General features: G+C 69.8%; 20 protein-coding genes and 1 pseudogene. 13 read left to right on the top strand and 8 right to left on the bottom strand.

The window, feature by feature from the left end; all coding sequences use genetic code 11:
- Positions 1–33: 33 nt before the first annotated feature.
- A complete protein-coding gene (locus ACFVQG_RS24265) occupies positions 34–1,845 on the bottom strand; it encodes a bifunctional metallophosphatase/5'-nucleotidase (protein WP_383387180.1) in 1,812 nt (603 codons plus the stop codon).
- Positions 1,846–1,988: 143 nt separating this feature from the next.
- Here ACFVQG_RS24265 and mshD point away from each other — a divergent pair, with 143 nt between their 5' ends.
- The 6 genes from mshD to ACFVQG_RS24235 all read left to right on the top strand — a co-directional run bounded on the left by mshD (position 1,989) and on the right by ACFVQG_RS24235 (position 8,538).
- The gene (gene mshD, locus ACFVQG_RS24260) at positions 1,989–2,915 is read left to right on the top strand and encodes a mycothiol synthase (protein WP_383387177.1); all 927 of its coding nucleotides are present in this window, start codon (positions 1,989–1,991) and stop codon (positions 2,913–2,915) included.
- Between the two features lie 445 nt (positions 2,916–3,360).
- Positions 3,361–5,601 (top strand): RNA degradosome polyphosphate kinase, encoded by a 2,241-nt coding sequence (locus ACFVQG_RS24255; RefSeq protein ID WP_383387174.1) that lies wholly within the window; start codon positions 3,361–3,363, stop codon positions 5,599–5,601.
- Positions 5,582–6,625, top strand: a complete 1,044-nt coding sequence (locus tag ACFVQG_RS24250) for a CHAD domain-containing protein (protein WP_383387170.1) — start codon at positions 5,582–5,584, stop codon at positions 6,623–6,625. Before ACFVQG_RS24255 ends, ACFVQG_RS24250 begins: the two co-directional genes overlap by 20 nt.
- Positions 6,622–7,077, top strand: coding sequence for an NUDIX hydrolase (locus tag ACFVQG_RS24245; RefSeq protein ID WP_383387167.1), 456 nt, complete (start codon positions 6,622–6,624; stop codon positions 7,075–7,077). Before ACFVQG_RS24250 ends, ACFVQG_RS24245 begins: the two co-directional genes overlap by 4 nt.
- Positions 7,078–7,390: 313 nt before the next feature.
- Entirely contained in the window at positions 7,391–8,230 is an 840-nt protein-coding gene (locus tag ACFVQG_RS24240; protein ID WP_383387164.1) for a hypothetical protein, read from the top strand.
- Positions 8,231–8,367: 137 nt separating this feature from the next.
- Positions 8,368–8,538: a hypothetical protein gene (locus ACFVQG_RS24235; protein ID WP_383387161.1), complete on the top strand. Its 171-nt coding sequence runs from the start codon at positions 8,368–8,370 to the stop codon at positions 8,536–8,538.
- 92 nt (positions 8,539–8,630) lie between these two features.
- On the opposite strand, the gene ACFVQG_RS24230 is transcribed toward ACFVQG_RS24235, so the two are convergent.
- Positions 8,631–8,975 (bottom strand): metal-sensitive transcriptional regulator, encoded by a 345-nt coding sequence (locus ACFVQG_RS24230; RefSeq protein WP_381609782.1) that lies wholly within the window; start codon positions 8,973–8,975, stop codon positions 8,631–8,633.
- Between the two features lie 210 nt (positions 8,976–9,185).
- On the opposite strand from ACFVQG_RS24230, the gene ACFVQG_RS24225 reads away from it, so the two are divergent.
- Positions 9,186–9,806 (top strand): DUF47 domain-containing protein, encoded by a 621-nt coding sequence (locus tag ACFVQG_RS24225; RefSeq protein ID WP_383387158.1) that lies wholly within the window; start codon positions 9,186–9,188, stop codon positions 9,804–9,806.
- 7 nt (positions 9,807–9,813) lie between these two features.
- Positions 9,814–10,812 (top strand): anion permease, encoded by a 999-nt coding sequence (locus tag ACFVQG_RS24220; RefSeq protein WP_383387155.1) that lies wholly within the window; start codon positions 9,814–9,816, stop codon positions 10,810–10,812.
- 310 nt (positions 10,813–11,122) lie between these two features.
- On the opposite strand, the gene pstB is transcribed toward ACFVQG_RS24220, so the two are convergent.
- The 4 genes from pstB to pstS form a co-directional block, all read right to left on the bottom strand.
- Positions 11,123–11,899: a phosphate ABC transporter ATP-binding protein PstB gene (pstB, locus tag ACFVQG_RS24215; RefSeq protein WP_383387152.1), complete on the bottom strand. Its 777-nt coding sequence runs from the start codon at positions 11,897–11,899 to the stop codon at positions 11,123–11,125.
- A 49-nt stretch (positions 11,900–11,948) separates the two neighbouring features.
- Positions 11,949–13,013, bottom strand: a complete 1,065-nt coding sequence (gene pstA / locus ACFVQG_RS24210) for a phosphate ABC transporter permease PstA (protein WP_383387149.1) — start codon at positions 13,011–13,013, stop codon at positions 11,949–11,951.
- The gene (gene pstC / locus ACFVQG_RS24205; protein WP_383387146.1) at positions 13,010–14,014 is read right to left on the bottom strand and encodes a phosphate ABC transporter permease subunit PstC; all 1,005 of its coding nucleotides are present in this window, start codon (positions 14,012–14,014) and stop codon (positions 13,010–13,012) included. Before pstC ends, pstA begins: the two co-directional genes overlap by 4 nt.
- Before the next feature lie 137 nt (positions 14,015–14,151).
- Positions 14,152–15,279 carry a phosphate ABC transporter substrate-binding protein PstS gene (pstS, locus tag ACFVQG_RS24200; RefSeq protein ID WP_383387143.1) on the bottom strand — a complete coding sequence of 376 codons (1,128 nt, stop codon included), beginning with the start codon at positions 15,277–15,279 and terminating at the stop codon, positions 14,152–14,154.
- A gap of 448 nt (positions 15,280–15,727) precedes the next feature.
- Between pstS and ACFVQG_RS24195 the strand changes: the two genes are divergently transcribed.
- The gene (locus ACFVQG_RS24195; RefSeq protein ID WP_383387136.1) at positions 15,728–17,281 is read left to right on the top strand and encodes an FAD-binding oxidoreductase; all 1,554 of its coding nucleotides are present in this window, start codon (positions 15,728–15,730) and stop codon (positions 17,279–17,281) included.
- A 6-nt stretch (positions 17,282–17,287) separates the two neighbouring features.
- On the opposite strand, the gene ACFVQG_RS24190 is transcribed toward ACFVQG_RS24195, so the two are convergent.
- Both ACFVQG_RS24190 and ACFVQG_RS24185 read right to left on the bottom strand, forming a co-directional pair.
- Positions 17,288–18,010, bottom strand: coding sequence for a phosphatase PAP2 family protein (locus ACFVQG_RS24190; protein WP_383387133.1), 723 nt, complete (start codon positions 18,008–18,010; stop codon positions 17,288–17,290).
- Between the two features lie 233 nt (positions 18,011–18,243).
- On the bottom strand, positions 18,244–19,188 hold the full coding sequence (locus ACFVQG_RS24185) for an NlpC/P60 family protein (protein WP_383388076.1): 945 nt from the start codon (positions 19,186–19,188) through the stop codon (positions 18,244–18,246).
- A gap of 400 nt (positions 19,189–19,588) precedes the next feature.
- On the opposite strand from ACFVQG_RS24185, the gene ACFVQG_RS24180 reads away from it, so the two are divergent.
- The 4 genes and pseudogenes from ACFVQG_RS24180 to ACFVQG_RS24165 all read left to right on the top strand — a co-directional run.
- On the top strand, positions 19,589–19,897 hold the full coding sequence (locus tag ACFVQG_RS24180) for a hypothetical protein (RefSeq protein WP_360226935.1): 309 nt from the start codon (positions 19,589–19,591) through the stop codon (positions 19,895–19,897).
- A 193-nt stretch (positions 19,898–20,090) separates the two neighbouring features.
- The gene (locus tag ACFVQG_RS24175; RefSeq protein ID WP_383387129.1) at positions 20,091–20,909 is read left to right on the top strand and encodes a hypothetical protein; all 819 of its coding nucleotides are present in this window, start codon (positions 20,091–20,093) and stop codon (positions 20,907–20,909) included.
- Positions 20,899–22,227 carry a hypothetical protein gene (locus tag ACFVQG_RS24170; protein ID WP_383387126.1) on the top strand — a complete coding sequence of 443 codons (1,329 nt, stop codon included), beginning with the start codon at positions 20,899–20,901 and terminating at the stop codon, positions 22,225–22,227. The genes ACFVQG_RS24175 and ACFVQG_RS24170 overlap by 11 nt, the downstream gene beginning before the upstream one ends.
- A pseudogene (locus ACFVQG_RS24165) lies at positions 22,224–22,842 on the top strand (hypothetical protein); the annotation flags it as partial. The gene ACFVQG_RS24170 and the pseudogene ACFVQG_RS24165, both read left to right, overlap by 4 nt.

Genomic DNA, 22,842 nt, shown 5'->3' with positions numbered 1-22,842 from the left:
ACGACTCCGGAGCCCCGTTCAAGGTCGTGGTCCCTACCGGACGATGGTGATCCGGTTCGCCGTCGGAGGTGCGATCGGCGAGGCCGGGGAGGAGTTGGCCGTCAGGTACTGCTCCAGGGCCGTCAGGTCGTCCGCGCCGACGAGGTCGTTGGCGCCCTCACCGAGGGTGGGGAAGCCGTCGCCGCCGCCCGCGAGGAAGCTGTTGGTGGCGACGCGGTAGGTGGCGGTGAGGTCGATCGGGGCGCCGCCCAGGCGGATGGAGTCGGTGACGACGCGGTCGGCGCCGGTCTTCGTCAGGTCCAGGGTGTACGTCAGCCCGGACGACACCTGAAGCACCTTCGGGGAGGCCGTGTTGGCGCCGCTGACCTGCTCCTTCAGGACCTGGACCAGTTGCTCGCCGGTGAAGTCCTGGAGGTTGACGGTGTTGGCGAACGGCTGGACCGTGAAGCCCTCCGCGTACGTCACCACACCGTCGCCCTCGGCGCCCTTGGCCGCGTAGGTCAGGGGCGCGCGGATGCCGCCGGGGTTCATCAGGGCGAGGTCGGTCTCCGGGTCCAGCTGCTTGCCGTACGCCAGTTGCGCGTCGGCGATCAGGTCGCCGAGCGGGGACTCGGTGCCGGTGCTGGGGATGTCGGCGGAGATGTAGCCGATCGCGCGGTTGCCGATGGGCGCGGCGAGGGTGTTCCACTTGCTGATCAGCTCGGTCATGTCGGGCGCCTTGGGGACGTCCCGGGTGACCGCGTGGTTCGCGGACTTCACGGCCGTACGGGCGATGTCACCCGTCCACCGGTCGTAGGTCAGCGTGGTGTCGGTGTAGAGGCGGCCGAAGGACGCGGCCGAGGTGACCGTGCGCGGCTTGCCCGCCGGGTCGTTGATCGTGCAGGCGTACGCCGCGTGCGTGTGGCCGGTGACCAGCGCGTCCACCTGCGGGGTGACGTTCTTGGCGATGTCGACGATCGGGCCGGAGATGCCGTCGCCCGGGCCGGGGGAGTCGCAGTCGTAGTTGTACGCCGCCGAGGCCGGGGAGCCGCCCTCGTGGATGAGCGCGACGATCGACTTCACGCCCTGCCGCTGAAGCTCCTTGGCGTACTTGTTGATCGTCTCGACCTCGTCCTTGAAGGCGAGGCCCTTGACGCCGTCGGCCGAGACGATGTCCGGGGTGCCCTCCAGGGTCACACCGATGAAGCCGACCTTGACGTCCTTCTTCTTCCACACCCAGTACGGCTTGAGGATCGGCTTCCGCGTCTTCTCGTCGAGGACGTTGGCCGCCAGGTAGGGGAAGTCGGCGCCGGTGAAGCCCTCGTCGGTGTAGCAGCCCTCCGTGGGGTGGCAGCCGCCGTTCTGCAGGCGGGCCAGTTCCCTCGCGCCCTCGTCGAACTCGTGGTTGCCGACGCTGGTGACGTCCAGGTCCAGCTTGTTCAGCGCCTCGATGGTGGGCTCGTCGTGGAAGAGGCCCGAGATCAGCGGGGAGGCGCCGACCATGTCGCCGCCGGCGGCGGTGATGGAGTACTTGTTGCCCCCGCGGGCCTGGCGCAGGTGGGTGGCCAGGTACTCGACGCCGCCCGCGTCGACGGTCGTGGTCGTGCCGTCCTCGTGCAGGTGGGTGACGCGGCCGGAGGAGCCCGTGGGCGGCTCCAGGTTGCCGTGCAGGTCGTTGAAGGACAGCAGCTGGACGTCCTGGTAGCGGCCCGACGTCCCCGTGCCGGGCTTGCCCTTCTCACCGGCGGACGCGGCCGACGGCAGCGCGGCCGCCAGCGCGCCGACGGTCGCGATACTGGCGGCGGCCGTCAGAAGCCGGTACGTCCGGCTCCTGCGGCGCCGATGCGGCTGGGATGTGGCTGGCATGCGCCCCCCTGTGGGTCATGTGAGGCCTTGGCTGAACGCACGCAGCCTAGAGTCAACGCGCGTAGCGCGACAGGGGCTTCATGGTTACATCCTGGTTTCCCTTTCCCTCCGCAACGCTCCACCCTCCCTTTACTCTCATATCCATGACCAGCGACGACATCGCCCGGCCCGGCCCCAGCCGCTCCATCCGCACCCTTTCCGCGCTCACCCCGGAGCAGACCGACGCCGTCCTCGGCCTGCTCACCGAGGCCGCCCACAGCGACGGCCAGCAGGCGGTGTCCGAACAGGGCCGACTGGCGCTGCGCGGCGGCTCCCGTGAGGGCGTGTCCCACTTCCTCCTCACCACCGACGGCGAACTCCTCGGCTACGCCCAGCTGGAGGACACCGACCCGGTCGAGGCGCCCGCCGCCGAGTTGGTGGTCCACCCCTCCCACCGGGGCAACGGCCACGGCCGCGCCCTCGGCTCCGCCCTGCTCGCCGCCTCCGGCAAGCGGCTGCGGGTGTGGGCCCACGGCGGCCACGCCGCCGCGCGGCACCTCGCCCAGGTCCTCGGCCTCACCCTCTTCCGCGAACTCCGCCAGATGCGGCGGCCCCTGGCCGACCTCGCGCTGCCCGACCCGGTGCTCCCGGACGGCGTGACGGTACGCGCCTTCGTCCCCGGCCAGGACGACGCCGCGTGGCTCGCCGTCAACGCCGCCGCGTTCGCCCACCACCCCGAGCAGGGCTCCCTCACCCAGCGCGACCTCGACGACCGCAAGGCCGAGCCCTGGTTCGACCCCGCGGGCTTCTTCCTCGCCTTCCGCGGCCCCGACCTCATCGGCTTCCACTGGACCAAGGTGCACGCCGAGGAGCAGCTCGGCGAGGTCTACGTCCTCGGCGTCGCCCCCGGCGCCCAGGGCGGCGGCCTCGGCAAGTCGCTCACCACGATCGGGCTCCGCCATCTCGCGGCGCAGGGCCTGCCCACGGCGATGCTGTACGTCGACGCCGACAACAAGGCGGCGGTGGCGGTGTACGAGCGCCTGGGCTTCAGCACGTACGAGGTGGACCTGATGTACCGCACGGAGACGTGACGGGGCCCGCGGGGGGTGTGGTGGGGGGTGCCGTACCACGGAAGGGGAGGTGAACCGCCCGCGCGGTTCCACGGAAGGGGACCTGAACCGCCCGCGCGGTTCCACGGAAGTTGACGTGAACCGCCCGCGCGGTCTCGAGGGCGCACACCGCCCGGTTCCGAGGCGCGACACCGCCCGGCCCGAGGCGCGACACCGGACACAAACCGGCCACCGCGCGCATTCCCCCGCCCCCACCCCCGCGAGCCGCCCCCCGCTATCCCTCACGTCATGTCTCCGTAACCATCGATTCAGATGACCTTGCGACGCTCGGCCAATGACGCCCGCCGTGCCAGAGCCTCCGCCGCCGCCCCCCGAGGGCGCCGCGGAGAACGGAGCCGCCGTGCTCCCGCTGCCGCCCGCACGTTCCGACGCGCCCCAGAGCCCCTGGGCACGGAAGAATGGCTCTATGAGCCAGCAGAACGCCCAGGCACAGGCCCAGCACGCCCAGCCCTCCGTGGGCTCCATCGCCGCCCACCGCGCCCGCACCGTGGCCGGATCGGTCTCCGACCTCGAGCCCGACATCGACGCGGACCTCGACGCGTACGAGGAGTCCCCCAGCTCCCAGGCGGACGGCGCCCCCCTCCCCCAGGGCCGCTTCCTCGACCGCGAACGCAGCTGGCTCGCGTTCAACGAACGCGTCCTGGAACTCGCCGAGGACCCCGACACGCCCCTGCTGGAGCGCGCGAACTTCCTCGCGATCTTCGCCAGCAACCTGGACGAGTTCTTCATGGTCCGCGTCGCCGGACTGAAGCGCCGTATCGCCACCGGCGTGGCCACCCGCTCCGCCTCCGGCCTCCAGCCGCGCGAGGTGCTGGAGATGATCTGGGCCAGGTCCCGCGAGCTGATGGCCCGGCACGCCGCCTGCTTCCACGAGGACGTCGCCCCCGCGCTCGCCGAGGAGGGCATCCACCTGGTCCGCTGGTCGGAGCTGGCCGAGAAGGAACAGGCCCGCCTGTTCACCCTCTTCAAGCACCAGATCTTCCCGGTCCTCACCCCCCTCGCCGTGGACCCGGCCCACCCCTTCCCGTACATCTCGGGCCTCTCCCTCAACCTGGCCGTCGTCGTACGCAACCCGGTCAACGGCAACCGCCACTTCGCCCGCGTCAAGGTCCCCCCGCTGCTCTCCCGCTTCCTGGAGGCCTCCCCCGGCCGCTTCGTCCCGCTGGAGGACGTCATCGCGGCCCACCTGGAGGAGCTGTTCCCGGGCATGGAGGTCCTGGAGCACCACGCCTTCCGCGTGACCCGCAACGAGGACCTGGAGGTCGAGGAGGACGACGCCGAGAACCTCCTCCAGGCCCTCGAGAAGGAACTCATGCGGCGCCGCTTCGGCCCGCCCGTCCGCCTCGAGGTGGAGGAGTCCATCGACCGCGAGGTCCTCGACCTCCTCGTCCGCGAGCTGAAGGTCAGCGAGGCCGAGGTCTACCCCCTCCCCGGCCCCCTGGACCTCACCGGCCTCTTCCGCATCCACGGCCTGGACCGCCCGGAGCTGAAGTACCAGAAGTTCATCGCGGGCACCCACCGCGACCTCGCGGAGGTCGAGTCCTCCTCGCCCCCCGACATCTTCGCCGCGCTCCGCACCCGAGACGTCCTGCTGCACCACCCGTACGACAGCTTCTCCACGTCCGTACAGGCGTTCCTCGAACAGGCAGCCGAAGACCCGGACGTCCTCGCGATCAAGCAGACGCTGTACCGCACCTCCGGCGACTCCCCCATAGTCAACGCCCTCATCGACGCCGCCGAGGCGGGCAAGCAGGTCCTCGTCCTCGTCGAGATCAAGGCCCGCTTCGACGAACACGCCAACATCAAGTGGGCCCGCAAGCTCGAGGAGGCGGGCTGCCACGTCGTCTACGGCCTGGTCGGCCTCAAGACCCACTGCAAGCTGTCGCTCGTGGTCCGCCAGGAGGGCGACACGCTACGGCGCTACAGCCACGTGGGCACCGGCAACTACCACCCCAAGACCGCCCGCCTCTACGAGGACCTCGGCCTGCTCACCGCCGACCCCCAGGTGGGCGCGGACCTCTCCGACCTGTTCAACCGCCTCTCCGGCTACTCCCGCCGCGAGACCTACCGCCGTCTCCTGGTCGCCCCCAAGTCCCTGCGCGACGGTCTGATCTCCCGTATCAACAAGGAGGTCCAGCACCACCGCGCCGGGCGCCCCGCCTACGTCCGCATCAAGGTCAACTCCATGGTGGACGAGGCGATCATCGACGCCCTGTACCGGGCGTCGCAGGCGGGCGTACCCGTCGACGTCTGGGTGCGCGGCATCTGCGCGGTACGGCCGGGCGTGCCGGAGCTGTCGGAGAACATACGCGTGCGCTCGGTCCTCGGCCGCTTCCTGGAGCACTCCCGGGTCTTCGCCTTCGGCAACGGCGGCGAACCCGAGGTGTGGCTCGGCAGCGCCGACATGATGCACCGCAACCTCGACCGCCGTATCGAAGCCCTGGTCCGGGTCGTCGACCCGGCACACCGGGCCGCGCTGAACCGGCTCCTGGAGACCGGGATGTCGGACTCCACAGCCTCCTGGCACCTGGGCCCGGACGGCGAGTGGACCCGGCACGCGACCGACGCGGACGGCCACCCCCTGCGAAACGTCCAGGAGATGCTCATAGACGCCCGGAGGCGCCGGCGTGGCACAGCAACACCTTGACCCGACGGAACCCATGGCCAAGACGGTGACGGGGGACGCCCTCGCGGGCTACCTCCGCGCCCAGGCCACGGAGTTCCTCCGAGCCCTGCGCCAGCACCGGGAGACCGGAGCGGGCGGAAACGGCTCGGAGGAGTCCGTCGACGCGGCGCGTGCCCTGCGCCGATCGGCCCGCCGCATCAGCGGCAGCCTGCACACCTTCCGCCCCCTGCTCGACCCCGACTGGTCCGAGGGCATGCGCCCCGAGCTGGCCTGGCTCTCCGGCACCCTGGCCCTGGAACACGCCTGCGCGGCCCGCCTGGAACGCCTGCTGAACGCCCTGCACCGGCTGTCGGGCTCCCCCACGCTCCCGGCCCAGTCGACCCGGCCCGCGGCCAGCGCCCCACCCGCCGAGCGCGGCGGGGGCAACCTCACCGTCGGCGCCGCGAAGGCGGGCGCGCTGCTGGACCGCCAGCTCACCCTCGCCCGCACCCGCGCCCACTCGGCCGCGCTCCAGGCCCTCGGTTCCTCCCGCTTCCACGCCGTGGCGGACCGGGTCGCCGTCCTGGCCAGCGAGGTCCCCCTCACGCCGACGGCCACCACCACCGACCTGCGGCCCCTGGCGACCGCGGCCGAGGAACGCCTCACCGACGCGGTCACCGCGCTCCCGCTCATCACCGCGGGCCACCCGTACAACGCGGCGGCACTGATCCACGGCCTCTCCCCGGACCCGTCCCCGCACTCCCAGGACACCCCCTGGCACCAGGTCCGCCTCCTCCTGCGGCTGCACCGCTACGCCCGCGAGGTCATCGAAGGCGCCGACGCCCCCGTGAACGTCCGCCTGCTGGCCGCGGGCCAGGCCCTCAACCGCCACCGGGACGCCTCGGAGGCGGCCACGGCGGCGGCATCGGCGGCCCGCACCCCCCGTATCGCCCCGGCGACGGCGTACGCTCTGGGCGTCCTGCACGCCGACCAACGCCACGAGGTGGAGGCAGCACGGTTCGCCTTCCAGCAGTCATGGCAGAAACAAAAGGTCACCACCCCATGACAGAGGCCACCCCCGAACCCCCCACGACCTCCGAACCCCCCATCCAGGCAGCGGGCTGCGTCCTGTGGCGCCACTCCCCCCTCCACCCCGCCGAGCTGGAGATCTGCCTGGTCCACCGTCCGAAGTACGACGACTGGTCCCACCCCAAGGGCAAGCTCAAGCCCCACGAGCCCCACCTCCCCGCGGCCCTGCGCGAGGTGGCCGAGGAGACGGGCTACGACGCCACCCCGGGCCCGGAACTGGCCACGCACCACTACCTGGCCGAGGGCCGCCCCAAGCAGGTCCGCTACTGGGCGGCCGAAGCGCGCACGGGCACCTTCACCCCGAACGACGAGGTGGACCGCATCCTCTGGCTCCCCCTGCCCGAGGCCCGCACCCGCCTCACCCAGCCCCGCGACCGCACCCTCCTGGACGACCTCCTCGAGGCCATGAACCCCTCTGACACCCCTTAGGGGCCTGGTCAGTCCCCCACTCCCCCCAGATGCCCCTCCGCATCGCTCCGGGCCAGGCTCCTGGCCCGCCGGGCGGGCCCCCGCCAGCCGCAGGAGCACCGGGCCACACAGAAGGGGCCCTGCTCAACAGTCGTCGCACGGTGGTCGGGAAAGTCCTCGGCGGTCGCCATCCGATCCTGCTGCGTCACACCGCACAAGCTACCCACCCCGGGTGAACAGCACGTACGCGCCCGGCGTGACGGCCCCACCGACCCGTCGTTAACGGGAACGACAGGGGGTCCGTGACGGACGGACCGGCTGGGGGTACACAGCGATGGCGGAACGGCGGCAGCACGGCAGGGCGGGCAGCGCCATGGCCCTGGCAGGACTGATGGCGGGCCTGTGGACCGGCGCGACCGGCTGCACGGGCGGCGCCGCCGCCGAGGACGCGCACGGCGCCGACCCCCTGGAGACCCTGCACCGGGCGGCGGACGCCCTCGTCGAGGCGGGCAGCTCCCGCACCCGCACCTCCATGGAGATGGCGACGGGCGGCACCCGGGTCACCATCCACGGCACGGGCGTCTACGACTTCACCCACCAGCGCGGCCGTCTCAGGGTGCTGCTGCCCCAGGATCCCGCGGGCCGCGCCGACCACCGCCCCATCACCGAGTTGCTCTCGCCGGGCGCGCTGTTCATGAAGAACCGCGGCGCGGGCGTCCCGCCCGACAAATGGGTCCGCGTGGACACGGCCACGATCTCCGACGGGAACCTGGTGACGGGCGGCGCCACGGACCCCTTCACGGCCGCCGAGGTCCTGCGCGGCGCGCACCGCGCGGAGTACGTGGGCACGACCACCCTCGACGGCACCCGCGTCCGCCACTACCGGGGCACGGCCGACCTCCACCGGGCGGCGAAGGCGGCCTCACCCACCACCAGGGCCGCACTCACCGCGGCAGCGAAAGGGTTCGCCTCGCCCCGGGTCCCCTTCGACGCCTACCTGGACGCCAAGGGCCGCATCCGCAAGCTGGAACACCGCTTCAGCTTCGTCAACGGCCGGGAACAGTCCCCCGTCTCCGTGGCGTCCACCACATGCCTCTACGACTTCGGCAGCCGGGCGAACGTGGAACTGCCCCCCGAAAAGGACATCTACGCAGGAAGAATCGCCGAGGACTGAAGGGGCGACCCGCGCCGCCGCCACCCCTTACCCGCCTCCCCCGACCGAACGGACGGCGAGAACTAGCCCGTCCGTGCCATGCGCGTTGTGTAGGCCACTCCCTACTCTAGGAAGTCGGTGACGGCAGAGAAGAGGTGATGCACGTGGCTCCGGTCGGCGGTACGGCAGTTCAGGACCACGTGGCACTCGCCGAGATCGAACTGTGCGGAGAACTGATCATCGCGGCGTCGGCGGCGGAGGACCGCCTGAGCCTGGAGAGCATCGACGAGGTGCTGAGAGTCGCGGAGGAACGCGAAACCGCCACCTGACAACGCTCAGGTACGCGCCGGACGGCGGCCTCGGGTACGCCCGGACGACCTCAGGTACGCCCGGACGACCTCAGGTACGCGCCAGACGACCTTCAGGTACGCAGCAGCCGGGCGATGGCCTTGGTGGCCTCCTCGACCTTGGCGTCGATCTCCCCGCCGCCCTTGACGGCGGCATCGGCCACGCAGTGCCGCAGATGCTCCTCGAGCAGTTGCAGCGCGAAGGACTGCAGGGCCTTGGTGCTGGCGGACACCTGCGTGAGTATGTCGATGCAGTAGACGTCCTCGTCGACCATCCGCTGCAGGCCCCGGATCTGCCCTTCGATCCGCCGCAGCCGCTTCAGATGCTCGTCCTTCTGCTTGTGGTACCCGTGAACACCCCGATCGTGATCGGTAACGACCTCGATCGCCTCGCCCGCACCGGTCTCGGTGGTCGTCATAACGCCTCCATGCACATACCCCAACCGGGTATATCGTAACGAACTTTCCTGGGTATGGACCCTGTGGCCACAACCCGGACCGATTCACCCCACGGCCCCCATGCCGACAAGTCTGCTTTATGCGCGACACTGGAGGACGGCCCGTTAGCCGTGGCCGAATGTTGCGCCTAGCATCAGCCTGACCGAACCGAAGCACCCCGAGGACCCCACGTGCGCTTTCGTCTGACCCCCAGGGAGACGAGCTTCTACGACATGTTCGCCGCGTCCGCGGACAACATCGTCACGGGCTCGAAGCTCCTGATGGAACTGCTCGGGGCGGAGGGGCCTGCCCGGGCCGAGATCGCGGAGCGCATGAGGGCCGCGGAGCACGCGGGCGACGACGCCACCCACGCGATCTTCCACCAGCTGAACTCCTCCTTCATCACACCCTTCGACCGCGAGGACATCTACTCCCTCGCGTCGTCCCTCGACGACATCATGGACTTCATGGAAGAGGCCGTCGACCTGGTCGTCCTCTACAACGTCGAGGAACTCCCCAAGGGCGTGGAGCAGCAGATCGAGGTCCTGGCCCGCGCCGCCGAACTCACGGCCGAGGCCATGCCCAACCTGCGCACGATGGACAACCTCACCGAGTACTGGATCGAGGTCAACCGCCTGGAGAACCAGGCCGACCAGATCCACCGCAAACTCCTGGCCCACCTCTTCAACGGCAAGTACGACGCCATCGAGGTGCTGAAGCTGAAGCAGATCGTCGACGTGCTGGAAGAGGCCGCCGACGCTTTCGAGCATGTGGCGAACACGGTGGAGACCATCGCCGTCAAGGAGTCCTGACCCGTCCATGGACACCTTCGCCCTGGTCGTGACCATCCTGGTCGCGCTCTTCTTCACGTACACCAACGGCTTCCACGACTCGGCGAACGCGATCGCCACCTCGGTCTCGACCCGTGCGCTCACCCCCCGGGCCGCGCTGCTCATGGCCGCGGTCATGAACCTCGCCGGGGCGTTCATGGGCAGCGGCGTCGCGAAAACGGTCAGCGAGGGGCTGATCGAGACGCCCGAGGGCTCCACGGGCATGGGGATCCTCTTCGCGGCCCTCACCGGCGCGATCACCTGGAACCTCATCACCTGGTACTTCGGCCTGCCGTCCTCCTCCTCGCACGCCCTCTTCGGCGGCATGGTCGGCGCGGCGCTCGCGGGCGGGACCCAGGTCTACTGGCACGGCGTGCTGGAAAAGGTCATCATCCCCATGTTCGTCTCACCGATCGTCGGCCTCCTGGTCGGCTACCTGGTGATGACCGCCATCATGTGGATCTTCCGCCGCACCAACCCCCACAAGGCCAAGCGCGGCTTCCGCATCGCCCAGACCGTTTCCGCGGCGGGCATGGCCCTCGGCCACGGCCTCCAGGACGCCCAGAAGACCATGGGCATCGTCGTGATGGCCCTGGTCATCGCCGACGTGGAGGACTACGGCGACCCGATCCCCCTCTGGGTCAAGATCGCCTGCGCCGTCATGCTCTCCCTCGGCACTTACGCGGGCGGCTGGCGCATCATGCGTACCCTCGGCCGCAAGATCATCGAACTCGACCCGCCGCAGGGCTTCGCCGCGGAGACCACCGGCGCGTCGATCATGTTCACCACGGCCTTCCTGTTCAAGGCCCCCATCTCCACCACGCACTCCATCACCTCCGCCATCATGGGCGTCGGCGCCACCAAGCGCATCAACGCGGTCCGCTGGGGCGTCGCCAAGAACATCGTCCTCGGCTGGTTCATCACGATGCCCGCCGCCGCCGCGGTCGCCGCCGCCGCCTTCGGCGTCGTCCACCTGGCGTTCCTCTGACGCCCAGCGTGGGCCGGAGGGGTCTCAGCCCGGCCCTACGGGGCCGCGTACGACCGGCGGGGCGCGACACCCCCACACACCCGCAGTCGCCGTGCCACGGCACGGCAGGGCAGGGCAGGGCAGGGCACGGCAAGGCAGGGCTGGGCTGGGCAGGTGTCGGAGGGTGTCCCGCCCGCGGTGGTTCGCACGCAGAACCCCGTAAACCCCGCCCCCGCCAACAACACGGACCCGCCCCCCGGGAGCCAGGGGACGGGTCCTTTGCGTCCTCACGGTGGCACCGCCATGCAGCACCGCGAGGGGTATACGAGGATCAGCCGAAGCGACCCGAGATGTAGTCCTCCGTCGCCTGAACCGACGGGTTGGAGAAGATCCGCTCCGTGTCGTCGATCTCGATCAGCTTGCCCGGCTGGCCCACGGCCGCCAGGTTGAAGAACGCCGTCCGGTCCGACACACGCGCGGCCTGCTGCATGTTGTGCGTCACGATGACGATCGTGAAGCGCTCCTTCAGCTCACCGATCAGGTCCTCGATGGCGAGCGTCGAGATCGGGTCCAGCGCCGAGCAGGGCTCGTCCATCAGCAGGACCTTCGGCTCCACCGCGATCGCCCGGGCGATGCACAGCCGCTGCTGCTGACCGCCCGACAGCCCGGATCCGGGCTTGTTCAGCCGGTCCTTCACCTCGTTCCAGAGGTTCGCCCCCCGAAGCGACTTCTCCACCACGTCGTCCAGCTCGGACTTCCGGTACGAGCCGTTCAGCTTCAGCCCCGCCGCCACGTTGTCGTACACCGACATCGTCGGGAACGGGTTCGGCCGCTGGAACACCATGCCGACCTCACGCCGCACGGCCACCGGGTCCACCCCGACCCCGTACAGGTTGTCGTCGTCGAGCATGACCTTGCCCTCGACCCGACCGCCCGGCGTCACCTCGTGCATCCGGTTCAGGGTCCGCAGGAACGTCGACTTGCCGCAGCCGGAGGGACCGATGAAGGCCGTCACGGAACGGGGCTCCACGGTCATCGAGATGTCCTCGATGGCCAGGAAGGACCCGTAGTAGGCGTTCAGGCCGCTGACATCAATGCGCTTGGCCATTTTGAATCACTGCTTCTTTCACAAGGGGTACTGGTCGCTGATGGCCGCGTCAGCGACCGGTCTTCGGGGCCTTCCAGCGGGCAACGCCGCGGGCCGCGAGGTTCAGGATCATGATGAACGCGATGAGCGTCAGTGCCGCCGCCCAGGCCCGGTCGTACGCCGCACCGGAACCACCGCTGTTCAGATACTGCAGGTAGATGTAGACCGGAAGCGAGGCCTGCGGGTCCTGGAACGGGTTGGTGTTGATGAAGTTCGTCACCCACACCAGCAGCAGCACGGGCGCCGTCTCACCGGCGATGCGCGCCACGGCGAGCATCACACCGGTCGTGATGCCGCCGATGGAGGTCGGCACGACCACCTTCAGGATGGTCCGCCACTTCGGCACACCCAGCGCCAGCGAGGCCTCACGCAGCTCGTTCGGCACGAGCTTGAGCATCTCCTCGGTGGAGCGCACCACGATCGGCAGCATCAGGATCGTCAGCGCCATCGCACCGGCGAACCCGGAGTGCTTGAAGCCGAGGATGACGATCCACAGGCTGAGGATGAACAGACCGGCGACGATCGACGGGATGCCCGTCATGACGTCGACGAAGAAGGTGACCGCCTTGGCCAGCCTGCCCCGCCCGTACTCGACGAGGTAGATCGCGGTCAGCACACCGATCGGCACGGAGATCGCGGTGGCGATGCCCACCTGCTCCAGGGTGCCGAGGATGGCGTGGTAGATACCGCCGCCGGGCTCGGTGTCGGAGACCAGGCCCATGGAGTGGGTGAGGAAGTAGCCGTCGAGGACCTTCACGCCGCGCTCGATGGTCTCGTAGATGAGGGAGGCCAGCGGCAGCACAGCCAGGATGAACGCCACCCAGATCAGGCTGGTGACCGTCCGGTCCTTGGCCTGCCGGATGCCCTCGACGCGCGCCGCGATGACGAACGTCCCGAGGACGAACAGCACCGCGCCCATCAGGGCCCACTGGATGTTGCTCTCCAGGCCTGCCGCCGCGCTGATCCCCAGCCCGAGGGCGGCGGAACCGGCCAGGGCGGCCAGGGGGAACCACTTGGGCAGCCGGGCGCCGTGCAGGCTGCCACGGCGCTTGTTGGAAACGGTCGCGTGGCTCATGCGTTGGCCCCCGAGAATTCCTTGCGGCGGGCGATGATCAGGCGGGCCGTGCCGTTCACCAGCAGGGTGATCACGAACAGCACCAGACCGGAGGCGATGAGCGCGTCCTGGCCTTCGATCGTGGCCTCGTTGAACTTGCTGGCGATGTTCTGGGCGAACGTACCGCCGCCCGGGTCGAGCAGGCTGGCGTTGATGTCGAAGCTCGACGACAGGACCATGGCGACCGCCATCGTCTCGCCGAGCGCGCGGCCGAGGCCGAGCATCGACGCGGAGATGACACCGGAGCGCCCGAAGGGCAGGACGCTCATCCGGATGACCTCCCAGCGGGTCGCGCCGAGGGCCAGGGCGGCCTCCTCGTGCATCCGCGGCACCTGCTTGAAGACCTCACGGCTGACGTTGGTGATGATCGGCAGGATCATGATCGCGAGCAGGATGCCGACGGTGAGCATCGCGCGCGGGGCGCCGCCGTTCCACTCGAAGATGCCGGTCCAGCCGAGGTACTCGTCGAGCCAGGCGTACAGGCCGACCAGGTTCGGCACCAGGACGAGCACGCCCCACAGGCCGTACACGATGGACGGCACGGCGGCGAGCAGGTCGATGACGTAGGCGATCGCGCCGCTCAGCTTGCGCGGGGCGTAGTGCGTGAGGAACAGGGCGATGCCGACCGCGATCGGTACGGCGATCACCATGGCGATGATCGACGACACGACCGTGCCGAAGGCGAGGACGGCGATGCCGAAGACCGGCGGGTCGCCGGTGGGGTTCCACTCGAAGGTGGTGAAGAAGTTGCCCTCGTCCCTGCCGATCGCCTTGGCGGCGCGGTAGCTGAGGAACACGGCGATGGACGCCATGACCACCAGCAGGAAGATGCCGGAGCCACGCGAGAGGGCGAGGAAGATTCGGTCACCGGGGCGGGTGGCGCCGCGGGCGGCGCGCTTCTGCTCGGTGGGGGAAGGCTGTGGGGTGGGGGGAGGAGCAGTGCTCTGTGTCGATATGTCCATCAGGATTCTCCGGTCTGCGGAGCCATCGCTGTGTCGACGGCCCAGAAGCGGAGCCACGACCGGTCGGCGGCGGCTCCTGGCGGCGGTGCACCGGACGGTGCGGCCCACTCCCGTGTGGAGCGGGCCGCACACTCAGGTCAGCTCAGGCCCGCGACGGTCTCGCGAACCTTGGTGATGATCTCGTCGGGGATCGGGGCGTAGCCGGCGTCGACGAGCAGGCCCTGACCCTCCTCGGAGGCGATGTAGTTGAGGAAGGACTTGGTGGCGGGCAGGGTGTCCGCCTTGTTGCCCTTCTCGCAGACGATTTCGTACGTCACCAGGACGATCGGGTAGGCACCCTCGGCGGACGGCGTGTAGTCCAGCTCCAGCGCCAGGTCCTTGCCGGTGCCGACGACCTTGGCGGCGCCGATGGCCGCGGTGGAGTTCTCGATGGTCGCCTCGACCGGCTCGCTGGCCTCGGTCTTCAGGTCGACGGTGGTGATGCCGTCCTTGGCGTAGGACAGCTCGAAGTAGGAGATGGCGCCGGAGGTCTGCTTGACCTGCTGGGCCAGACCGGAGGAGCCCTGCGCGGACTGGCCGCCCTTGGCCTCCCAGGACTTGCCCGGCTCGTACTTCCAGTCGTCCGGAGCGGCGGCCTGGAGGTAGGTGGTGAAGTTGTCCGTGGTGCCGGACTCGTCCGAGCGGTGGTAGGCCTGGATCTTCAGGTCGGGAAGCTCGGCGTCGGGGTTGAGCTTCTTGATCGCCTCGTCGTTCCAGTTGGTGATCTTGCTGTCGAAGATCTGGGCCAGGGTCGCCGGGTCCAGGACCAGGTTGTCGACGCCCGGGACGTTGTAACCGACGGCGATCGGGCCGCCGACCATCGGGAGGTCGATGGCCTGGCTGTCGGTGCAGACCTTCTTGGACTCCTCGATCTCCTCGGCCTCCAGCGCGGAGTCGGAACCGGCGAACGCGGTCTGACCCTGGAGGAACGCGGTGATACCGGCGCCCGAACCCGTCGGGTTGTAGTTGATCTGGACGTCCTTGCAGGCAGCGGAGTACTGCTTGATCCACGCGTCGATCGCGTTCTTCTGCGCGGAGGAGCCGGAGGCCTGGAGCTGCCCCGAGGCGTCGTCGCACTTGATGTCGCCGGCGGCGGCCGTCGTGGTGGACCCGCCACCACTGTTGTCGCCCGTGTCGTCCGAGCCGCACGCCGTGAGGGCCAGGGCGCCGGAGACGGCGAGAGCACCGAGGGTGAGGGCCCGCCGGTTCTTGCGCTGAAGCTTCACTTTCGGGAGTTCCTTCCAGGAGCCGCCGGCCTGATCGGCGGCGTGCGTGTGAGTGATCCCGACGCGCCATACCCGGGCGCGTCCGTCATCAGGTAAGGCCGAAATTAGGCAGATCAGGTGAAGCCGCCTATGGCCGTAAGTGAACGGAGGGTGAACCCCTGCGGTCGGTGCGGTTAGGTCACGGAATGCTCACGGCAAGAACACGCAGAGATCCCAGGCGGCTCACGGCAGGGTGACGACCCACGCCCCACAGACACAGAAAGCTCCCTAATCAACAACAAAAGGGGCATCGTCGAGGACGGTACACCACCCGCGACCACCAGGGGTCCACCTCGCACCCCGATGGAACCCGGGACACCGGCACCACGTCTGGCTCCACGGGGCAGCAGGACAACAGGGCGGGGACGCGGGAACACGACGCGCGGGTACCCAGAACCGGAGGGGGCACATGGAACGCCGCACCTTCGTCAGCGGCACGGCAGCCGCGGTAGTGACAACAGCGTCCACCGCATGCACCCCGTCCACCCCGGACGACGCGGGCACGACCCCCAAAGCCGCACCCCCACCGCCCCGCACCACCTCCCCCCACCCCTCCCCCAAGGCCTGGTCAGCCCTGGCCCAGGACCTCGACGGCCCCCTCGTCCGCCCCGGCGACACGGCCTGGCCCAGCGCCCGCCAGCTCTACAACACCCGCTTCGACGACCTCACCCCCGCGGCCGTCGCCTACGTCAACCACGCCGCCGACATCCGTACGGCCCTGTCCTATGCCCGCGCCCATGACCTCCGCGTCGCCATCCGCAACGGCGGCCACTCCTACGCGGGCTGGTCCTCCGGTGACGGCCGCCTGGTGATCGACGTCTCCCCGCTGAACACCGTCCGGGCCACCGGCGACAGCGCGGTGGTGGGCGCCGGAGCCAAGCTGATCGACGTCTACCGCGCCCTGGCCGCCCGCGGCGCCACCATCCCCGCGGGCTCCTGCCCGACCGTCGGCGTCTCCGGCCTCGCCCTCGGCGGCGGCCACGGCGTCGTGTCCCGCGCCTACGGCCTGACCTGCGACAGCCTCATCCGCGCCACCCTGGTCACCGCCGACGGCAAGCAGATCGTCGCGGACGCCACCGAGCACGCCGACCTCTTCTGGGCGCTGCGCGGCGCGGGCAACGGCAACTTCGGCGTCGTCACGGAACTGCGCTTCCGCACGCATCCGGCCCCGCAGGGTGTGTCGGCGTATCTGGGCTGGCCGTGGTCGCGGGCGGCCGCGGTGCTGCGGGCCTGGCAGGAATGGGGCCCGGACCAGCCCGACGAGATCTGGTCGGCGCTGCACCTGGGCAACGCCGCGGGAGGCACCCCGACGGTCTCCGTCACCGCCTTCTCCCTCGGCACCTACGGCGAACTCCAGAACGCCGTGGACCGCCTGGCCGACCAGGTGGGCGCCTCCGCCTCGAACGCCGTCCTCAAGCGCCGCTCGTACCGGGAGTCGATGGAGGTGTACGCGGGCTGCGCCTCCTTCACCACCGACGCGCAGTGCCACCTCCCCGGCAGCACCCCCGGCCGCTCCCCGGAGGGCGCGCTGGGCCGGGAGACGTACGCGGCCCGCTCGGACTTCTTCGACCGCGCGATCTCAGCCGAGGGCATCGAGACCCTGCTCGACGGGATCGCCGCGGTCCGCGGCGGCACCGGCAGCATCGCGCTCACCGCGCTCGGCGGCGCGGTCAACCGGGTCGACCCGACGGCCACGGCCTTCGTCCACCGCCGCTCACGGATGCTGGCCCAGTACATCGCGGCCTGGCGCGCGGGCACCTCCGGTACGACAGCACGGTCCTGGCTCGCCGAGGCCCACGCCGCGATGCGCCCGTACGCCTCGGGAGCGGCGTACCAGAACTACTCGGACCCGACCCTGCGGAACTGGCGCGAGGCGTACTACGGGGAGGCGGCACCCCGCCTGACCAAGCTGAAGCGCACCTACGACCCGACGCGCTTCTTCACGTACGCCCAAGGACTGTGAGGACCCTCACGCGGCCAGATCCCGCTCCTCGGCCCCGGCCGCCGCGCCCTCCGACCGCCCTTCCCGGGCGCCGGAGATCACCGCGTCCCGCTCCGCGCCCGCACGTCGCCGGATCAGCCAGCCGACCCGCCCCGAGCGCTCCATGGCCCGCGCGACCGGCGTCAGCAGCGCCATGGCCACCGGGGACAGCAACAGCGCGACGGCCGTACCCAGCGCGAAGCCGCCCACGACGTCGGTCGGGTAGTGCACGCCCATGTACACCCGGCAGAAGCCCTCGAGCAGCGCGAGCCCGAGCCCGACGAGCCCGAACCGGCGGTTGGCGACGAACAGGGCGACGGCCAGGGCCATGGTGATCGTCGCGTGGTCGCTCACGAACGAGTAGTCGGTCTTCCCCGCCACCAGCACCTCGAGGTCCTGATGGGTACGGAAGGGCCGGGGCCGTTCCACGAACCCGCGTATCGGCACGTTGACGACCACGGCGAGCCCGGCGGCGAGCGGCGCCCAGGCGAGCGCGGCGACGGAGACCGCGGCCTCCTCCCCGCTCGCGGCCCGCTTCCGCACCCGCCACCAGCACCCGAGCACCAGCAGCACCATGGCGAACAGCAACCCGAACTCACCGACGAACTCCACCACCCGGTCGAACCAGTGCGGTGCGTCCTTGGCCAGGCCATTGATGTCGTAGAGCAGCTCGACGTCGGGGTTCGACCCGGATTGCGCGAGTCCAGCCATAGGTGCAGCGGCCCCTTCGTCTTCGTACGGCACGTTGGTCGTGGTGCCCCCGTGGTGTGTAGATCCGCGTCGTCCGCTCGGCTACGTCAACAGGAACGCACGGCCCCCATCAGTACGTTCCACACTCCACTGAATGATCACTCAGACGTTATCGAAGAGAGACTCATCACCGCAGCTCAGGGGTGTGCATCACGTTCGGTTCACCCCTTTCGGACACCTTTTCAGACACCCCCTCAGACGGCCGAGGGGAGTGCTTTCGCGCCATCCTCGGTGACCCGGGTGGCCCCGAAGTAGTCGGGGGTGTCGACGGGGTCGAACCGGATCACCGCACCGGGCCGAGGCGCGTCGATCATGTACCCGCCCCCCACGTAGATCCCCACGTGCCGAATGGCCCGCGAGTCGCTCAGATCGTCGGAGAAGAAGACCAGGTCCCCCGGCAGCAGCTCCTCCCGCGACGGATGCGGCCCGGCGTTGTACTGGTCGTTGGCCACCCGCGGCAGCTCGATCCCCACACTCTCGTACGCCGCCTTGGTCAGCCCCGAGCAGTCGAACCGTCCGCCCTGGTCAGCGGTGCCGTTCCCACCCCACAGATAGGGCGTCCCGAGCTTCTTCTGCGCGTAGTGAATGGCCCCCGCGGCCTGCTCGGAAGGATCCACCCGCCCCGTGGGCGCGGCGAAGCTGGCCTCCAGGCTGGTGATGACCTTCACGTAGTTCTGCGTCTCCTTGTACGGCGGCACGCCCCCGTACTTGATGACCGCGTACGCGCCCGCGTTGTAGGCGGCGAGCATGTTCTTGGTCGCGTCCCCCGGCACGTCCTTGACGTACTTGGCGAGCGTGCAGTCGTAGGAGGCGGCCGATGGAATCGCGTCATTCGGATCCCAGACGTCCCGGTCGCCGTCACCGTCGCCGTCAATACCGTGCGTGGCCCAGGTCCCCGGGATGAACTGCGCTATGCCCTGCGCGGCGGCATGGCTCTGCGCCTGCGGGTTGAACCCGCTCTCCTGGTAGAGCTGCGCGGCGAGCAGCGCGGGGTTGATGGCGGGGCAGAGGTTCCCCCACTTCTGCACGAGGTCCTGATAGGCGGCGGGCACGGCACCCTTGGCCAACGACTTCCCGGCCCCGCCCGCCCCGTTGACGAGGTTCCCGGCGACGACGTACACCCCGACGACGAGCAGCATCACGAAGCTCAGCCCGAGCCCGACCGCGACCCCACCGGCCACCCACCATTTCCGCACGCCTCAACCCTCCCCCGTCGGACACACCTTCAAGCAGTGGGACACTTTGCTCCACGGCGTACGAACGGGCAAACCCCCACCCGATCAGCCGAGCGTCCGTCAGAAACGTGCGCAAACTGCAAAAGTGACTCAACGACGGAACCACACCACAGGTTCCGCATCCACTTCGTTGCCCGGCGTGAACAGCCGTGATACACAGAGTGACCATACGAGGTTTTCGTACGAAACTCGCCAACCAATGACGCCAAGTCGACATACGACGGCGACAATGTCGGCGAGAATGAGTCTGACCTCTGCGCACGGCAGGGGATTGCGGAACTACCCAACAGGGGCGGTGACTTACATGCTCTTTGCGGCCGATAAGGGAGACATCAACACCATCATCGGCGGGATCGCTCCGGACTGGGGCCCCTTCGGCAGCCTGGGCACCGAGGCCAAGGTGATGATCGAGGTCGTGATGGCGGTTGCCATCCTCATCTGCCTCGGCATCGCCATCTGGGGCGCCGCCAAACAGCGCATCGGAGCCACCGCGCTGCGCGACACCTTCAGCGCGGAGCAGGGCAAGGGACTGATCATCGCCGGACTCACCGGCGTCTTCATCATCGGCTCCCTCGGCACCCTCTTCACCATCGTGTACGGCATGGCCGTGTAGCCCGTTCCCTCCCCCGGGCGCGCCCGGCCCTCCCCTCCATCCACCCATCCGTCGTGCCCACCGGCTGAGGTTGCGTCTCCCTGATGTCGAGTCACCACACCGCGCCCGCGCGGGAACCAGCACGGCTACCGTCGTATTGCCACGCGTTCCGGTACGAGCTGAATCCGCACGAGGTCGAGGGGGCGTACACGGCATGAGTCTCGGGGACGAGCACGAGGCCTCCGGCGGCTACGGCGGCTCGGGCCAGACACGCACCCGCCTGCCCGGCACCTCCAGCGGCGCCCGCCGCACCTCCTCCCGCAGCCTCGTCACGGTCGTCGGCGTCATCGTCCTCCTCATCGCCGCCATCGCCTTCGCGAACCGCGGAGGAGACGATTCATCACCGTCCGAGGAGGGCGGGGGCGGGAGCGGCGGGCCACAGGCGGCACCCACGGCGGCGAGCGGGGAGCGGCCGGTTCAGACGACGTCGGGGGGGATTCCGACGGGCTACACCCAGAACCAGGAGGGGGCGCAGAGCGCGGCGGCGAATTATTCGGTGGCGCTGGTGTCGGCGGACATCCTCAAGCCCGCCCGGCGGGGCGAGATCATCCAGCAGGTCTTCGTCGTGGACAGACAGGCCGAACTGGAGGACCAGTTCAACCGGACGTACTCCACGGCGTTCCTGAGCGACATCGGCTTGGACCAGAACGGCAACGCGACGGCAGGCAGTACCTACGTCTCCCGCACCATGCCGATCGGCACCAAGACCACGAAGTTCTCGAACACGGCCGCGACCGTCGAGGTCTGGTGCACCGGCGTGTACGGCACCGCCGGAGAGAAGTCGACCAACCCGGTCACCAGCGACTGGTTCACCCTGACCCTCCAGCTGCGCTGGGCCGATGACGACTGGAAGGTCGACAGCTTCGCCCAGAAGGACGGCCCCGCCCCTGTTCCGGGCGACAACCAGGCGTCCAACGCCGACGAGATGCGCAAGGCAGTCGAGGAGTACGGAGGCTTCACCTATGCCCGGTAAGCCGCGCCGCGCGCTCAAGCTCGCCGCCGCCCTCACAGCCGTACAGGCCACGGCCGTCCTGCTGGCCACTCGCGCCGCCGCGGCGCCGACGCCGTCACCCTCGGACGACAACTGCGACCTCATCGTCGGCCCCGCCAAGGACTACTGCGAACGCGACACCGGCGACAACCGCTCCTCAAACACCCCCTCCCTGGACCCCACCACCACCCTCGACCCCCTCTCCTCCCTCGCCAAGGGCTGTGCCGACGCCGCCTCCTGGACCATCGACAAGCTCAGCGAGGCCGTCAACGAGACGGCGAACGTCGACTTCACGAACCCCAGGTTCCTCCAGCAGTACGCCGTCGTCTTCGCCGCGTCGACGATCCTCACCCTCCTCCTCTGGCTGCTCGCGGTAGCGAAGCGCGCCGTCCGCGGCGTCCCCCTCTCCACCGCCATCGGCGAAGCCATCGGCTTCCTCTGGCTCACCGTCCTCGCCTCCGCCTTCACCCCCCTGATCCTCTACACCGTCGTATCCGCCACGGACGGCGTCTCCGAGGTCCTCGCCCAGACCACCGGCGACCAGACCGACGCCTTCTTCGGCAACTTCTCCGGCGCCCTCGCGAAGGGCGAGGACATCGGCGGCGGCCCGATCATGCTGATGGTCGTCTCCCTGGTCTCGATCCTCGCCGCCGGCGTCCTCTGGCTGGAACTGGTCATCCGCGCCGCCCTGCTCTACGTCGGCGCCCTCCTCGGCACCGTCGTCTACGCGGGCTTGGTCGACAAGAACCTGTGGGGCCACGTCCGCCGCTGGGCGGGCATCATGATCGCGGTGATCCTGGTCAAGCCGGTCATCGTCATCGTCCTCGGCCTCGCCGGAGCCCTCTCCGCCGACGACGGCCCCGACGCCTTCTCCGCCGTCGTCTCCGGCCTGGCGATCATCCTGCTCGCCATCTTCGCCTCCGCGATGATCTACCGCTTCGTCCCCGGCTTCGGCGACGAGATCGCCTCCTCCCGCAACAACCGCATCATGCAGGGCGCCGAAGGCAAGGCCGCCGCCGTCATCAGCTCCCCGGCCACCCTGGTCGCCCAGGGCATCAAGACCCACAGCACCCGCGCCGACAGCAACAGCGGCGGCAACCAGTCGTCGAGCAGCACCCCCCGCCAGTCCAACCCGGCCTCCGGCGGCGTCGCCGCGCACAGCGCCCGCACCTCGACCGGTGGCGGCGGAACTGTCCCCTCCGCCGCACCCGCGCCCCGCTCCGCCAGCGCGGTCAACACCCCGCACGCCAGCAACACCCGCAACAGCAGTACCAACAGCACGGGAGGTGAAGGGCGTTGACGACCGAGTCCCACCTGTCCCATCCGGTCACGCCCCGCCGTACATATCTGATCGGCCGCGCCCGGCCGAACGCGATCATCGGCCGCAACCGCGAGACCGGTGAGATCGCGCTGATCATCGCGGGCGCGTTCCTCGGCATGATGTGCGGACTGCTCGTCCCGGTGCTGTCCCTGAGGATCGTCCTGCTCATGGGCTTGCCCATGATCGCCCTGGCCGCGGTCTACGTACCCTTCAAGGGCCGCACCTTCTACAAGTGGTTCGAGATCAACCGCAGCTACAAGCGCACCGTCCGCAACAGCGCCACCTACCGCTCCGGCGTCATCGAGGCGGGCACCCGCCTGGACGGCCGCGAGGTCGAGATCGGCCCGCCCCCGGGCATCGGCCGCATCACCTGGCTCGCCGCCCCCTTCGGCCCCGACGAGATCGCCGTACTGCTGCACGCGGACCGCAAGACCGTCACCGCCGCCATCGAGATCGAGGGCCCCGGCGTCGGCCTGCGCGACAGCGAGGACCAGGAAGCCCTCGTCGACCGCTTCGGCACCCTCCTCAAGCACGTGGCCAACGGCGACGGCTTCGTCACCCGCCTCCAGATGCTCGCCCGCACCCTCCCCGCCG

This window comes from Streptomyces sp. NPDC057877 (assembly GCF_042796855.1).
GTDB lineage: Bacteria > Actinomycetota > Actinomycetes > Streptomycetales > Streptomycetaceae > Streptomyces.
The sequence above is the reverse complement of the archived record's forward strand: the minus strand, read 5'-3'. Positions and strand labels throughout refer to the sequence as shown.